General features: G+C 68.3%; 12 protein-coding genes. 4 read left to right on the forward strand and 8 right to left on the reverse strand.

The genetic code is table 11. From position 1 onward, the window contains the following. The 5 genes from V7D28_RS09700 to V7D28_RS09720 form a co-directional block, all read right to left on the reverse strand. Positions 1 to 389, reverse strand: a 389-nt coding sequence (locus V7D28_RS09700) for a beta-eliminating lyase-related protein (RefSeq protein ID WP_333587181.1), incomplete at its 3' end; no start/stop codon positions are given. Then, the gene (locus V7D28_RS09705) at positions 386 to 1,537 is read right to left on the reverse strand and encodes an epoxide hydrolase family protein (RefSeq protein WP_333587182.1); all 1,152 of its coding nucleotides are present in this window, start codon (positions 1,535 to 1,537) and stop codon (positions 386 to 388) included. The genes V7D28_RS09705 and V7D28_RS09700, both read right to left, overlap by 4 nt. 91 nt (positions 1,538 to 1,628) lie before the next feature. Then, a complete protein-coding gene (locus V7D28_RS09710; RefSeq protein WP_333587183.1) occupies positions 1,629 to 2,228 on the reverse strand; it encodes a TetR/AcrR family transcriptional regulator in 600 nt (199 codons plus the stop codon). Between the two features lie 97 nt (positions 2,229 to 2,325). Beyond that, positions 2,326 to 3,477: a saccharopine dehydrogenase family protein gene (locus V7D28_RS09715; protein WP_333587184.1), complete on the reverse strand. Its 1,152-nt coding sequence runs from the start codon at positions 3,475 to 3,477 to the stop codon at positions 2,326 to 2,328. Next, a complete protein-coding gene (locus tag V7D28_RS09720) occupies positions 3,474 to 4,571 on the reverse strand; it encodes an NADH:flavin oxidoreductase (RefSeq protein ID WP_333587185.1) in 1,098 nt (365 codons plus the stop codon). Before V7D28_RS09720 ends, V7D28_RS09715 begins: the two co-directional genes overlap by 4 nt. Positions 4,572 to 4,736: 165 nt before the next feature. Here V7D28_RS09720 and V7D28_RS09725 point away from each other — a divergent pair, with 165 nt between their 5' ends. Together V7D28_RS09725 and V7D28_RS09730 are read left to right on the forward strand one after the other, a co-directional pair. Beyond that, positions 4,737 to 5,720 (forward strand): NADPH:quinone reductase, encoded by a 984-nt coding sequence (locus V7D28_RS09725; RefSeq protein ID WP_333587186.1) that lies wholly within the window; start codon positions 4,737 to 4,739, stop codon positions 5,718 to 5,720. Further along, complete coding sequence (locus V7D28_RS09730) at positions 5,717 to 6,103, forward strand: nuclear transport factor 2 family protein (protein ID WP_333587187.1); 387 nt, start codon at positions 5,717 to 5,719, stop codon at positions 6,101 to 6,103. Before V7D28_RS09725 ends, V7D28_RS09730 begins: the two co-directional genes overlap by 4 nt. Positions 6,104 to 6,125: 22 nt before the next feature. Here the strand turns inward: V7D28_RS09730 and V7D28_RS09735 are convergent, their stop codons facing one another. From V7D28_RS09735 to V7D28_RS09745, 3 genes are all read right to left on the reverse strand, one after another. Then, positions 6,126 to 6,542 (reverse strand): hypothetical protein, encoded by a 417-nt coding sequence (locus V7D28_RS09735; RefSeq protein WP_333587188.1) that lies wholly within the window; start codon positions 6,540 to 6,542, stop codon positions 6,126 to 6,128. Between the two features lie 107 nt (positions 6,543 to 6,649). After that, positions 6,650 to 9,412 (reverse strand): preprotein translocase subunit SecA, encoded by a 2,763-nt coding sequence (gene secA, locus V7D28_RS09740; RefSeq protein WP_333587189.1) that lies wholly within the window; start codon positions 9,410 to 9,412, stop codon positions 6,650 to 6,652. A gap of 248 nt (positions 9,413 to 9,660) precedes the next feature. After that, positions 9,661 to 10,830 (reverse strand): acetyl-CoA C-acyltransferase, encoded by a 1,170-nt coding sequence (locus tag V7D28_RS09745; protein ID WP_333587190.1) that lies wholly within the window; start codon positions 10,828 to 10,830, stop codon positions 9,661 to 9,663. A 152-nt stretch (positions 10,831 to 10,982) separates the two neighbouring features. Between V7D28_RS09745 and V7D28_RS09750 the strand changes: the two genes are divergently transcribed. Continuing rightward, positions 10,983 to 11,939, forward strand: a complete 957-nt coding sequence (locus V7D28_RS09750) for a peptidylprolyl isomerase (protein WP_333587191.1) — start codon at positions 10,983 to 10,985, stop codon at positions 11,937 to 11,939. Continuing rightward, positions 11,939 to 13,125 (forward strand): bifunctional glutamate N-acetyltransferase/amino-acid acetyltransferase ArgJ (gene argJ, locus V7D28_RS09755; protein ID WP_333587192.1); only part of this gene is annotated, 1,187 nt, incomplete at its 3' end. The genes V7D28_RS09750 and argJ, both read left to right, overlap by 1 nt.

Genomic DNA, 13,125 nt, shown 5'->3' on the forward strand with positions numbered 1-13,125 from the left:
CTCTCGGGGCGGGCCAGGGCCGCCTCCAGGCGCGCCGGATCGATCCGTCCAGACGCGCCGGAAAGCCCGACGATGCCCAGGCCGTGGCCGAACAGGCCAGGGGCGCCGGTCTCGTCGGTGGCCACATGGGCGTGCTCATGGGCCAGTACGCTTTCGAAGGGGCGGGCGAGCGCCGCCAGACAGATGGCGTTGGCCGCCGTCCCGGAGGTGACGAACCGTACCTCCACATCGTCGTCCAGCATCTGGCGGATGAGATCGCCGGCCCGCGCGGTGATCTCGTCAGCGCCATAGCTGCCGGCGAAACCCTGATTGGCGGCGGCCAGGGCCGCCATGGCTTCCGGTGCGGCGGGGGCGGTGTTGTCGGAGGCGAAGTCGTAGCGCAGGCTCATCCGGCGCTTCTAGCCCAAGCCCGCACGTCGTCCACGAAGAGATCCGGCTCCTCCATGGCGGCGAAATGGCCGCCCCGGGGCATGTCGGTCCAGCGCACGATGTTATACGCCCGGTCGGCCCAGCTCCGCGGCGGGGCGGCGTAGAGGGCCTCGCCCGGGAAGTTGGCGAAGGCGGTGGGGGTTTCGCACCGTTCCCCCTCCTTCAGGGCGACTCCGCCTTCCTCCAGCAGGCCGCGATAGTACCAGGCGCCGGTGGCGAAGCTTCCGGTCATCACATAGAGCATGATGTTGGTGATCAGCCGGTCGTGGGGGTGCACGGTCTCGAACGGACGCTGCGACAGGTCCGACCAGTCGTGGAAGCGCTCGGCGATCCAGGCGGCCTGCCCCACCGGATTGGACGCGCCCAGCCAGGCCAGGGACTGGGGCTTGGACGCCTGCAGCCGGAAATAGGCGCCCATCAAATCCATCATGGCGCCCTGCCGGGCGGCCCAGGCGCCCTCGGCCTCGGTCTTCGGCCCGCCCGCCGGACGGAAGGCCATCATGTTCAGGTGGATGGCCCTGGCGTGGGCGCCGTGGTCATGCCCCATCCAGGAGGTGACCATCGATCCCCAGTCGCCCCCCTGGGCGAGATAGGTCTCATAGCCCAGCACCTGGACCATGAGCTGGTTGAAGAGCCGCGCGGTGGCCCGTTGGCCAATGGGGCGGCTGGGTTTGGACGAGAAGCCGAAGCCCGGCAGCGAAGGGATGACCAGGTCGAAGGCGTCCTCGGCGTTCCCCCCGTGACGGGAAGGGAAGGCGAGCTTGTCGATCACCTGCCAGAACTCATAGTGCGAGCCGGGCCAGCCGTGGGACAGGATCAGCGGCCGGCGCCCGCCCGCCTCGCCCGTCACATGGACGAAATGGAGGTCGAAATCCTCCACCCGGGCGGTGAACTGGGGATAGAGGTTCAGCTCGGCCTGGGCTGCGCGCCAGTCATAGGCGGTGGTCCAGTGGTCGCAGAGGCCGCGCAGATAGGCGCCATCGCACCCATAGGCCCAGCCGTCCTGAACGTCGGGGATGGCCGGCCAGTCATAGCGGCGGACCTTGTCCAGAACCGCGTCCACATCGCTCTGGCTCCAGCGGACTTCAAAGGGTTGGACTTGGGTCATGGCGGCCGCTCTCCCTGGGTTTTCCCGTAGGGTGGGGGAGGCGCCGCGGCGGGCGTCAAGGGCGTTGTGGCAAAGCCGACGGCGGGCCCCGTCAGCGCCCGTGCCGCAGCCCGCGGGCAATGGCGGAATTGACCTCGCCCATCAGCTTGAGCGCGCCGCCCGGGGGAAGCCGGCCGGCCATTTCCAGAACGATGCAGCCATGGGTGGAGGCCCAGAACATCTCTCCCACACGGATGGGATCGCCCTGCAGCCGTCCGCTTTCCACCAGGCCGCGAACATACTGGCTCATGGTCGCCCGGGCCCGTTCGGCGGCCTGCTTGAGCTCAGGATAGGCCTGCTCGTCGGGCTGGTGCATGTCGAACATCAGCTTGTAGGTCTGGGGATGGTCGAAGGCGAAGCGGACATAGGCCTCGCCGACCGCGGCCCCCTTGGTCCGCGCATCGCCGGGCCGGGCATAGGCGTCTTCCAGGGCCTGGGCGAAGCGGTTGAAGCTCTGGGCCCGCACCGCGGCCAGGATGTCGTCCTTGTCCTTGAAATAGCGATAGGGGGTCATGGGGCTGACCCCCAGGGCGGCGGCCAGCTGGCGCATGGTCACGGCCTCGGGACCCTGCTCGGCGAACAGCTTCTCGGCCACCTCGCACAGGCGCTCGCGGAACAGGGCGACGTCGGCGTCCGAAAGGGTGCGCGGCATGGGTCCCAGTGAGGTCGTTGGCGGGGCGAACGACCTCACTGTTACATTTACGACGTAAGATCAACCGCTTTCGGGGTTGATCAGGCTCAAATCGGCCTCAAGCCTCGACTTCGAACGTCATGCCCGCCTTGTCGCGCAGGCGTTCGATCAGGGCCATGCCCATGGCCGCCCCAGGCGTCCAGACCCCGCCCCGGACGCTGGCGCAGGGTCCGATGAGGGTGAGCGCGCTCTCGGCGATCATCTTGGAGGTGCAGCCATAGCCGGGATCCTTGTCCCCGGTCACCGCCACCTTCAGCCGGTGGCCGGACTCGTCGGAGCCCAGGAAGACCACGTCGAAAAAGCCCGTCTCGCGCTCTTCCTTGCTCGGGCCTTCGCCGGGCTTGGGGCCGCCTTCGGCGCCCAGGCTCGGGGCCGGGGGAGCGTTGGGGTCGATCACCACCATCTCGTCATAGGCCAGGTCCTCGCCATAGGCGTGGCCCAGCAGCAGGTTGGAGCGGTGGACATTGCGGGTGTTGATGGCGGCCATGACGAAGGGGCCGACGGTGGCGCCCAGCTCGGTGTCCTCCTCCACCTTGTCGCCGGGGGGTTGATCAGGCCCCTTGAAGCCGGGGGTCAGGGCGAAGGGATCGATCATCAGGGCCATCAGGGACGGATCGGCGCGAAGGCTCGCCAGGGTGGCCTTGAGGCTGGCCGCCGTGCCGCCGGAAAAGCCGCCCTTCATCTTGCGCACCCGGCCCTTGACCCGGGGCAGGGTCTTGCCCAGCCGGCTCTTGGCCTCGGCCGCCAGGAAGAAGACCCCCAGTTCGAAGGGGATGGAATCGAAGCCGCAGGAAAAGACGATCCGCGCCCCGGTCTCCTGCGCGCGGGCATGGTGGGCGTCGATCATCTTGCGCATCCACAGCGGCTCGCCGCATAGGTCGAGATAGTCGGTCCCGGCCTCCACACAGGCCGCCACCAGCCCCTCGCCATAGAGCTGATAGGGTCCCACGGTGGTGATCACCGCCTTAGTCTGCTCCACCATGGCCTTGAGCGAGGCCGGATCATCGGCGTTGGCCACGATCAGCGGGGTGTCGGACGGCGCGCCGATCTCGTCGCGGACGGCGGCCAGCTTTTCGGCGCTGCGGCCGGCCATGGCCCATTTGACCTCGCCGCCGACGCCATAGGTGTCAGCCAAGTGCTCGGCCACCAGCCGGCCGGTGAATCCGGTGGCGCCATAGACGATGATGTCGAACGCAGCGTCTTGTCTCACAGGGCGTCTTCCTTCTGTTCCTGGGCCACGAAGCCGGGCCAGTTGTTCATGTAGTCGATGAAGCCCGGGCTCAGCCCTTCGGCGGCCAGATAGGCCCGGCTGACGGGCAGGGCGATGGGCGTAAACTGCGGATCGGCGGCGACCTTGCGGGGATAGTCGTGGTGCAGGATGGCTGCGCGGCCGATCAGCACATAGTCGGCGCCGGCCTCCATGGCCTCGCGCGCCTGGGCCGCGGTCATGATCTTGCCCGCCACGCCCAGACGCACGTGGGTGCGGGGCAGCTCGGTGAAATAGCTCATCAGGCTGCGGCCCTTATGGGCCTCTTCGGCGGGCTCCTTGCGGACGTCCCAGAGCGACATGTCCAGGAAGTCCAGGGCGGGATGCACCAGCATCTGCGCCGCCAGCTCGCGGATTTCCGCAAGCTCCAGGCCGAACCGCTCCGGCGACAGACGAAGGCCCACCAGGAAGTCCTCGCCGCAGCGGGCGCGGACCCCCTCCAGGATCTCCACCACGATGCGCGCCCGGTTCCGGGGCGACCCGCCATAGGCGTCCGTGCGGCGGTTCAGGGCGGGCGACAGGAACTGGGACAGGACATAGCCGTGCGCCCCGTGGATCTCGACCCCGTCGAAACCCGCGCTCTGGGCGCGGGCCGCCCCGGCGATGAAGGCTTCGATCAGCTCGGCGACCTCGGCCTCGGTCAGGGCCCGGGCCCCGGTGTCGGGATCATCGGACGGGCAGACCGGCGCCTCGCCGATCAGATCCTTGGGCGAGCGATTGCCTGCATGGTGGAGCTGGACCACCGCCAAGCTGTCCTGGTCCTTGATCGCCTGGGCCAGCCGGCGCAGGCCCGGCAGATGGTCGTCGGAGAAGATTCCCAGCTGGCCCGGAAAGCCCTGGCCATTCTTCTGCACATGGGCCGCACAGGTCATGGTCAGGCCGAAGCCGCCTTCCGCGCGCAGGGTGAGCCAGCGGAACTCCTCGTCCGACAGGGTTCCGTCGGCGTGGCTCTGCTGGTTCGTGAGCGGGGCCAGCATGAAGCGGTTTTTCATGGGCGCGCCGTGGGCGAAGGTGAGCGGGGCGAACAGGTCGGACATCGGGCAGGGGACTCCGGAGAGATCAGAGGCCCGTTCATACTAGACCCGTGCGGCTGGACGAAGGGCGCCCCTGCGTCATGCCGTCGGCCCGCCGGGAGGCCGGTCTTGTCACGGGGCCGCGCGGCCGCCATTCAGGGCCAGGTCCGGTCACGGAGGAGCAGGGCGATGATGCGCGCGGTCTGGTACGAGCGGCAGGGGCCGGCGCGGGATGTGCTGGTGCTCGGCGAGCGGCCCAAGCCTGAGCCTGGGCGCGGCCAGGTGCTGATCCGCATCAAGGCCTCAGGGATCAACCCCTCCGATGTGGGGATGCGCGGCGGCGGCTCGCCCATGGCCTATCCGTGCATCGTCCCGCACAGCGACGGTGCGGGCCTGGTGGAGGCGGTGGGGCCGGGGGTCTCCGAGGCGTGGTTGGGAAAGCGGGTCTGGTTCTACAACGGCCAGCGTAACGGCCGGGCGTTCGGTACGGCGGCGGAGTATATCGAGCTCGACCTGGATCTGGTCCGGGAGCTGCCCGACGCGGTGAGCTACGCCGAGGGGGCGACCCTGGGCATTCCCTGCATGACCGCCCATGTGGCTCTGTTCCTGGCCGGGCCTGTCCAGGGGCGCACCGTCCTGGTCACCGGGGGCGCCGGCGCGGTGGGCCACTATGCGGTCCAACTGGCCAAGTGGGCGGGCGCGCAGGTGATCGCCACCGTGTCCAGCCCGGCCAAGGCCGATCGCGCCCGGGCCGGCGGCGCCGATCACGTCATCGACTACCGGACGCAGGACGTGTCCGCCCGCGTGCGCGACCTCACCGGCGGCGCAGGCGTCGATCATGTGGTGGAGGTGGATCTCGGCGGCAATCTTCCCGCCACCCTCGCCAGCGTGCGCCAGAACGGCTCGGTGGCCTTCTACGCCACCAAGGGCAACCGCGAGCCCGTCCTGCCGGCCGGTCTGATGATGGGTCTCAATCTGCGGGTTCAGGGGGTTTATCTGCCGGTCAGCCCGCATGAGGCCCGGCGTCGCGCGCAGGACGACATCACCCGGTGGATCGCGACGGGAGAACGGGGCCTGTCTGTGGCCGCCCGCTTCAGCCTGGAGGACTGCGCCGCGGCGCACGAGGCGGTGGAGGCCGGTGACAAGGTGGGCACGGTGGTGGTGGAGCCATGACCTCGCCAGAAGACGCCATCGCCGCGCGGCGCAAACTCACCAACCGCCTGATCGCCGGCCGGGCCGCCGCCCGCCTGCGGCCCTTCTTCGATCCGAAGGCGGTGGTGATCGTGGGCGATGGCGGGTTGATCGTGGGGGCCGACGCCATCGTCGAGGCCTTCGCCGCTCAGTTCCAGGACCCGGACTTCGTCGCCTATGTGCGCACCACCGAGGCCGTCAGTCTGGCGGGGAACGGCGATCGGGCGGCCGAACGCGGCGCCTGGGCGGCGGTGTCACGAAGCCGCGGCGAACACATTTCCGGCTGGTACCTTGCCGCCTGGAAAAAGGTGCGCGGCCAGTGGCTGATCGAAAGCGAAACCTTCGTCACGCTTCAGGAAAGCTGAGCGGGACTGGGCCCAGGCGGACCTATTCGACCGATTGCGCCTCCGGCGCAGCGGCGCGCCGATAGGCGTAGATCAGCAGGATCTGCGCCACGATGATGCATATGGCCGCGCCCGACAGCAGAAAGGCGTCGTCATAGACCTTGGGCGAGAGCGTCCACTCCCCCTTCATGATCTTGCGCCAGCCGTTGAAGTGCTGAGTGGCGCCCACCACCAGTCCGAAGGCCGCCAGCACCGAACCCACATAGCGCGTGATCCAGAAGCCCGGATTTGGGGTGCTCATCAGCAGGCCCAACAGGCCTATGACCGTGCGCTGGGTCCGGCAATAGGGGCAGACATAGACGAGGCCGGTGAGCTCCATCGTCCAGGTCAGGATGCTGATGGCGATGGCTACGGCGCCGAGCAGGCGCAGCCTCTGCGTCCAGAAGTCCAGTTCCAGCATGTCGCCCCCCAAGGCCCCGGCAACGCCCTGGCAAGGGCCATCCCACCCGATCCGCCAATCTTGTTACAAGATAACAAGCTTGGCAACCGGACGGCGGCGGCGGCGGCTTAGATCAGCGCCCCATGGCAGTGCTTGAACTTCTTGCCCGATCCGCAGGGGCAGGGGGCGTTGCGCCCGGTCTGCTCCCAGCCCGCGGGCAGGGACGAGATCGGCAGGGCCTCCCGCTGGTCCCGCGCCATGCCTGCGGGCAGGGCGCCGGCGACGGCGGCGTTCTCGCCGGTCAGCGGATCCAGATGCACTTCGGTGAGGCGGCCGGCCGGCAGGGGCTCCGGCTCCGGCGGCGCGAAATTGATCTCCACCGTCATCACCCACCGGGTGACAGTCTGGCGCAGATCCACCAGCAGCTTCTCGAACAGGGAGAAGGCCTCGGTCTTGTACTCGTTCAGCGGGTCGCGCTGACCATAGCCGCGGAGGCCGATCACATTGCGCAGATGGTCCAGGTGCATCAGGTGCTCGCGCCACTGCAGGTCGATGATCTGCAGCAGGAAGCTTTTTTCCATCCGGCGCATCTGCTCGGCCGGCATGGAAGCCTCGCGGACGGCGGCCCGGGCGTTGGCGGCTTCCGTCAGGCGTTCGAGAATCTCGTCATTGGCGATCCCTTCCTCGGCCGCCCATTCCTTGATGGGCAGGTCGAGGCCCAGGAGTTCGAGCGCGCGCTCCTGCAGGCCGTCCACATCCCACTGCTCGGCATAGGCCTTGGGCGGCAGATGGCGGTTCACCATGTCCTCAATGGTGTCGTTGCGCATCTCGGCGATGACGTCGGTGAGGCTTTCGGCCTCCATGAATTCCTGGCGCTGCTCGAACACGGCCTTGCGCTGGTCGTTCACCACGTCGTCGTATTTGAGGAGGTTCTTGCGGATTTCGTAGTTGCGCTGCTCGACGCGCTTCTGGGCGGTGGCGATGGCGCCGTTCAGCCACTTGTGGGTGATGGCCTCGCCTTCCTGGACGCCGAAGGTGCGCATGATGGAGTCCAGCCGGTCGCCGGCGAAGATGCGCAGCAGGTCATCCTCGCAGGACAGGAAGAACTTGGAGCGGCCCGGGTCCCCCTGACGGCCCGTCCGGCCGCGGAGCTGGTTGTCGATCCGCCGGCTCTCATGTCGCTCGGTGCCGAGCACATAGAGGCCGCCTGCGGCCAGGGCCTTTTCCTTCAGGTCGGCGATCTCGGCTTCGATCGCCTCGCGCCGGGCGTTCTGAGCCTCGGCGTCCGGCTCGATGCCCAGGCCGCGCTGCTCGTCGCGCCAGCGGGCCAGGCGGATGTCGACGCTGCCGCCCAACTGGATGTCGGTGCCGCGGCCGGCCATGTTGGTGGCGATGGTCACCGCCCCGGGAATGCCGGCGTCGGCCACGATCAGGGCTTCCTGCTCATGGTAGCGGGCGTTCAGGACGTTGTGCGGAATCCCCTTGTGGGTCTTGCCGTCCACCTGGAATTCGTGGGTTTTCAGCAGCTCCGACAGCAGCTCGGACTTCTCGATGGAGACCGTGCCCACCAGGATGGGCTGGCCGCGGACATGGCACTCCTCGATCTGCTTGAGGATGGCCAGGTTCTTCTCCCGGCCGGTCCGATAGACCTCGTCATCCTCATCCACCCGCGCGATGGTCCGGTTGGTGGGGATTTCGATGACCTCCATCTTGTAGATGTCGGCGAATTCCTGCGCCTCGGTGGAGGCCGTGCCGGTCATGCCCGACAGCTTGTCGTAGAGCCGGAAGTAGTTCTGGATCGTCACCGAGGCCAGGGTCTGGTTCTCGGGCTGGATGTGGACGCCTTCCTTGGCCTCGATGGCTTGGTGCAGACCTTCCGACAGGCGGCGGCCCTGCATCATGCGGCCGGTGAACTCGTCGATCAGCACCACCTCGCCAGCGCGGATGATGTAGTCCTTGTCGCGGGTGTAGAGCACATTGGCCCGCAGGGCCTGATTGACGTGGTGCACCACCGAAACGTTGGCCGGGTCATAGAGGCCGGCGGAGTCCTCGGCCAGGTGGCCGGCGCTCTCCAGCATCTCCTCGATCCGTTCCGAGCCCTCTTCGGTCAGAAGCACCTGGCGCTGCTTCTCGTCGTGATCGAAGACGGTCTCGTCCTTGATCAGCTCTTTGATCAGGGCGTCGATGGTCTTGTAGAATTCGCTGCGATCCTCGGTGGGCCCCGAGATGATGAGAGGCGTGCGCGCCTCGTCGATCAGGATGGAGTCCACCTCGTCGACGATGACGAAGTTGTGGCCGCGCTGGACCATCTCGCTTTTCTCATAGACGAGATTGTCGCGCAGATAGTCGAAGCCGAACTCGTTGTTGGTGCCGTAGGTGATGTCGGACTGGTAGGCGGCCTGACGCTGGCCCTGGGACAGGCCGTGCACGATGGTGCCCACGCTCATGCCCAGGAAGCGGTAGATCTGACCCATCCAGTCGGCGTCGCGCTGGGCCAGATAGTCGTTCACCGTGATGACATGGACGCCCTTGCTCGCCAGGGCGTTGAGATAGACCGGCAGGGTGGCCACCAGGGTCTTGCCCTCGCCGGTGCGCATCTCGGCGATGCCGCCGCGGTGCAGGACCATGCCCCCCACCAGCTGCACGTCGAAGTGGCGCAGGCCGATGGCCCGGCGCGAGCCCTCGCGCACCACGGCGAAAGCCTCTTCCAGCAGGTTGTCCAGGGTCGCGCCCTTGGCCAGCCGGTCCCGGAACTCCGCGGTCTTGCCTCGCAGCGCCTCATCGGAGAGGGCCTGCATCTGAGGTTCGAGGGCGTTGATCTTGCCGACGCGGGCCTGGAAGGCCTTGACCTTGCGGTCATTGGACGAGCCGAAGAACCTTTGGAAGAACATGCGAGAAGGCGTCCGAGAAAGCGGTCGATGCGGGATCGGGTCTGGCGCGCGGGGCGCTGACAGTCGCGCCGAGCCGGGATTCCCGCCCTTTAGAGTGAGGCCGAGACTTAAGCAGCGGCCCTTGCAGTGTCAACGGAAGCAGCGGCGAAGGGGCGGGCGGGGCGCGCGCGGCCCACGAAAAAGGCCCCTCCGTCGCCGAAGGGGCCTTCCGTCAGGCCTTGATCAGGCCGGCGTCTGGACGAGGAGTCTTAGTAGACCTCAAACAGGCCCGCCGCGCCCATGCCGCCGCCGATGCACATGGAGACGACCACGTGCTTGGCGTTCCGGCGCTTGCCTTCCTGCAGGATGTGGCCGGCCAGACGGGCGCCGGTCATGCCATAGGGGTGGCCGATGGCGATGGAGCCGCCGTTGACGTTGTACTTCTCCGGGTCGATGCCCAGCTTGTCGCGGCTGTAGAGGCACTGGGAGGCGAAGGCCTCGTTCAGTTCCCAAAGGTCGATGTCGTCGATCTTCAGGCCGTGACGCTCCAGCAGGCGCGGAATGGCGAACACCGGACCGATGCCCATTTCGTCGGGCTCGCAGCCGGCGACGACCCAGCCCTTGAAGGCGCCCATGGGGTTCAGGCCCTTACGCTCGGCGGCCTTGGAATCCATGATCACCACGGCGGCGGCGCCGTCCGACAGCTGGCTGGCGTTGCCGGCGGTGATGAACTTGCCCTCGCCGCGGACGGGCTGCAGCTTGGCCAGGCCTTCCAGCGTGGTGTCGGGACGGTTGCACTCGTCGCGGTTCACCTCGTAGTCGACGATGGACTCTTCCTTCGTCTCCTTGTTGACGACCTTCATCTTGGTCTTCATCGGGACGATTTCGTCCTTGAACTTGTTGGCCTGCTGGGCCGCGGCCATGCGCTGCTGGGATTCCAGCGAGTACTGGTCCTGGTACTCACGGCTGACCTTGTAGCGCTCGGCGACGATGTCGGCGGTGTCGATCATCGGCATGAAGATGGCCGGGTACTGCTTCACCAGCACGGGATCGATGTTGTCACGGCCGCCGCCGCCGCCCGGGATGGACAGGGATTCCACGCCACCGGCGACCACGGCGTCGGCGCCGTCGTTGCGCACATAGTTGGCCGCAGTGGCGATGGTGTTCAGGCCCGACGAACAGAAGCGGTTCACGGTGGAGCCCGAGGTGGTGATGGGGAGGCCGGCCAGCAGAGCCACCTGGCGGCCCAGATTGCCCGCGCCGTGCGAGACGTTGCCGATGATGCAGTCTTCGATTTCAGCCGGGTCCAGGCCCGAACGCTCGACAGCGTGCTTCACCGCATGCGCGCCCATGCTCATGGTGGGGGTCATGTTGAAGCCCCCGCGACCCGACTTGGCGAGCCCGGTGCGGGCATAGGAAACGATTACGGCTTCGCGCATACGAAATTCTCCCAAATGAATGCGATCGGGGGCGACGCCTGTGATGCGCGCCCCCTTGGCCTTTGATCGCGGCAACCTTTGCATCCCGCGAGGGAAATGGCTAGGGACGGACTGCGCCCGCGCCCACGCGACGGGCCATAGGAACCCTGCCCATGATCGGTCAAAAGCCTTCTCGTTTCGGCGGCTTGGCGGCGCTTCTGGCGGCGTGCGGCCTTGTGCTGGCGGCCTGTGGAGATCGCGGCGGCGACGAACGCCCGCCCCAGCCGGGGGACGAGGCGGTGGCGCGCGTCGATGGCCGCACCGTCTGGGCCTCGGACGTCAAGCGCGAGGCGGTGGCCCAGGGCCTGATCGGCGAGGGCGAGCCCCTGGACATCTCGTCGGATCTCTTCCGCCGGGTGCTGGACGAAGTCATCGATCAGAAGCTGCTGGCCGCCGAGGCCCTCAAGCGCAATCTGGACGAAGATCCGGTGGCCCAGCGCCGTCTGGCCGCGGCCCGCGAGCGCATCCTGGGCGACATGCTGGTGGAGAGCGTGGTCTCCAACGCGGTGAACGAGAACGCCATCCGCGGCCTCTATCAGGAGCAGCTCAAGCTCGCCCGCCAGTCGGAGGAGCTGCGCGCCCGCCAGATCGTGGTGGCCACCCAGGAAGAAGGCGAGGCCGTGCGCAGCCTGCTGGGCGCCGGCGCGTCCTTCGAGGCCCTGGCCATGGAGCGGTCCACCGACGCGGCCACCCGCTTCAACGGCGGCGACCTGGGCTATTTCACCACCGATGTCATGCCCGAGGCCTATGAGGTGGCCCTGCGCCAGGCCAAGGCCGGCGAGGTGGTGGGCCCCTTCGAGGTGGAGGGCGGCTGGGCGGTGGTGCGCGTGGAGGACCGGCGTCTGGAGGAACCCATCACGCTGGAGGCCGCCCGCCCGCAGATCATCCGCTTCCTGACCTATGATCAGGTCCGCGACCTGCTGGAAAAGCTGCGCGGTCGCTCCAAGGTGGAGACCCTGATCGGCGCCGCTGAGCCCGTGCCCGGCGCGCCGGTGGAGCCCGCCGACGCCCCGCCGCCGCCTGCGGCCAAGACCCCGGCCCCTGCGGCCAAGACTCCGGAGGCCAAGTGATGGCGCGCAAGCCCAGCGACAAGCCGGCCGCCAAGGCCAAGGCCGCCGAGGCCCCCGCCCGCCCCGTGGAGGTGGTCGGCCAGACCCTGGAGCGGGCGCTTGACCCCCTGGCCAGCGCCCTCAAGCGCGCGGCCTTGAAGCGGGCCGACAAGACCAGCCGCGCGCTCGGGGCGTCGTCCGCCACGCCGGCGCCGGCAAAAGGGGCGCTCCCTGTTTCACCGCTGGCGGTTCCCTTTCCCGCCATGCCGCCGGTGGCCGGCGTGCGCCTGGCCTGGGGGCGGGCGGGCTTCTACAAGCACGAGCGCGACGACCTGATGGTCATGGCCTTCGATCCCGGAACCACTGTGGCCGGGGTCTTCACCCGCCACGGGATCGGCTCGGCCCCTGTGGACTGGTGCCAGAAGCAGCTGGCCGCCACCAAGGGAACCGAGGTCCGCGCCCTGGTGGTCAACGCCGGCTGCGCCAACTCCTTCACCGGCAAGCCGGGCGCCGACGCCGTGCGGCGCGTGGCCTCGGCGGTGGCCAAGCGTTTGGACTGCCGCCAGCGGGACATCATGGTCGCCTCCACCGGGGTGATCGGCGTGCTGCTGGACGACGCCAAGATCACCCCGCGCCTGCCCGAGCTTGAGCAACGGCTGACGGAGGATGGCTGGCCCGGCGCCGCCCGGGCGATCATGACCACCGACACCTTCCCCAAGGGCGCCTATGCCGAGGCGGTGATCGACGGGACCAAGGTGCGTATCGCGGGCATCTGCAAGGGCTCGGGCATGATCGCGCCCGACATGGCCACCATGCTGGCCTTCGTGGTGACCGATGCGGCGATTTCCGCGCCCGCCCTGCAGACCCTGGTCAGCCTCTATGTGCGCTCCACCTTCAATGCCGTGACGGTGGACGGGGACCGCTCCACCAACGACACCCTGCTGCTGTTCGCCACCGGGCAGTCCGGCGCGCCGAAGATCTCCCGCGCCGGGGACAAGCGGCTGGCCGACTTCCGCGAGAAGCTGGAGGCGGTGCTGATGGACCTGGCCCAGCAGCTCGTCCGCGACGGCGAGGGCGCCACCAAGTTCGTCAAGATCACCGTGGCCGGCGCCGAAAGCCCGGCCTCGGCCCGCAAGATCGCCCGCACCATCGCCGAGAGCCCCCTGGTCAAGACCGCCTTCGCCGGCGAGGACGCCAACTGGGGCCG

Source organism: Phenylobacterium sp. (assembly GCF_036723115.1).
In the GTDB taxonomy this organism is placed as follows: domain Bacteria; phylum Pseudomonadota; class Alphaproteobacteria; order Caulobacterales; family Caulobacteraceae; genus Phenylobacterium.

Coding starts and splice junctions, on each gene's coding strand:
- V7D28_RS09720 (WP_333587185.1), bottom strand. CDS start 4,571: ATGTCCGACCTGTTCGCCCCGCTCACCTTCGCCCACGGCGCGCCCATG.
- V7D28_RS09725 (WP_333587186.1), top strand. CDS start 4,737: ATGATGCGCGCGGTCTGGTACGAGCGGCAGGGGCCGGCGCGGGATGTG.
- V7D28_RS09730 (WP_333587187.1), top strand. CDS start 5,717: ATGACCTCGCCAGAAGACGCCATCGCCGCGCGGCGCAAACTCACCAAC.
- V7D28_RS09750 (WP_333587191.1), top strand. CDS start 10,983: ATGATCGGTCAAAAGCCTTCTCGTTTCGGCGGCTTGGCGGCGCTTCTG.
- secA (WP_333587189.1), bottom strand. CDS start 9,412: ATGTTCTTCCAAAGGTTCTTCGGCTCGTCCAATGACCGCAAGGTCAAG.
- V7D28_RS09745 (WP_333587190.1), bottom strand. CDS start 10,830: ATGCGCGAAGCCGTAATCGTTTCCTATGCCCGCACCGGGCTCGCCAAG.
- V7D28_RS09705 (WP_333587182.1), bottom strand. CDS start 1,537: ATGACCCAAGTCCAACCCTTTGAAGTCCGCTGGAGCCAGAGCGATGTG.
- V7D28_RS09735 (WP_333587188.1), bottom strand. CDS start 6,542: ATGCTGGAACTGGACTTCTGGACGCAGAGGCTGCGCCTGCTCGGCGCC.
- V7D28_RS09710 (WP_333587183.1), bottom strand. CDS start 2,228: ATGCCGCGCACCCTTTCGGACGCCGACGTCGCCCTGTTCCGCGAGCGC.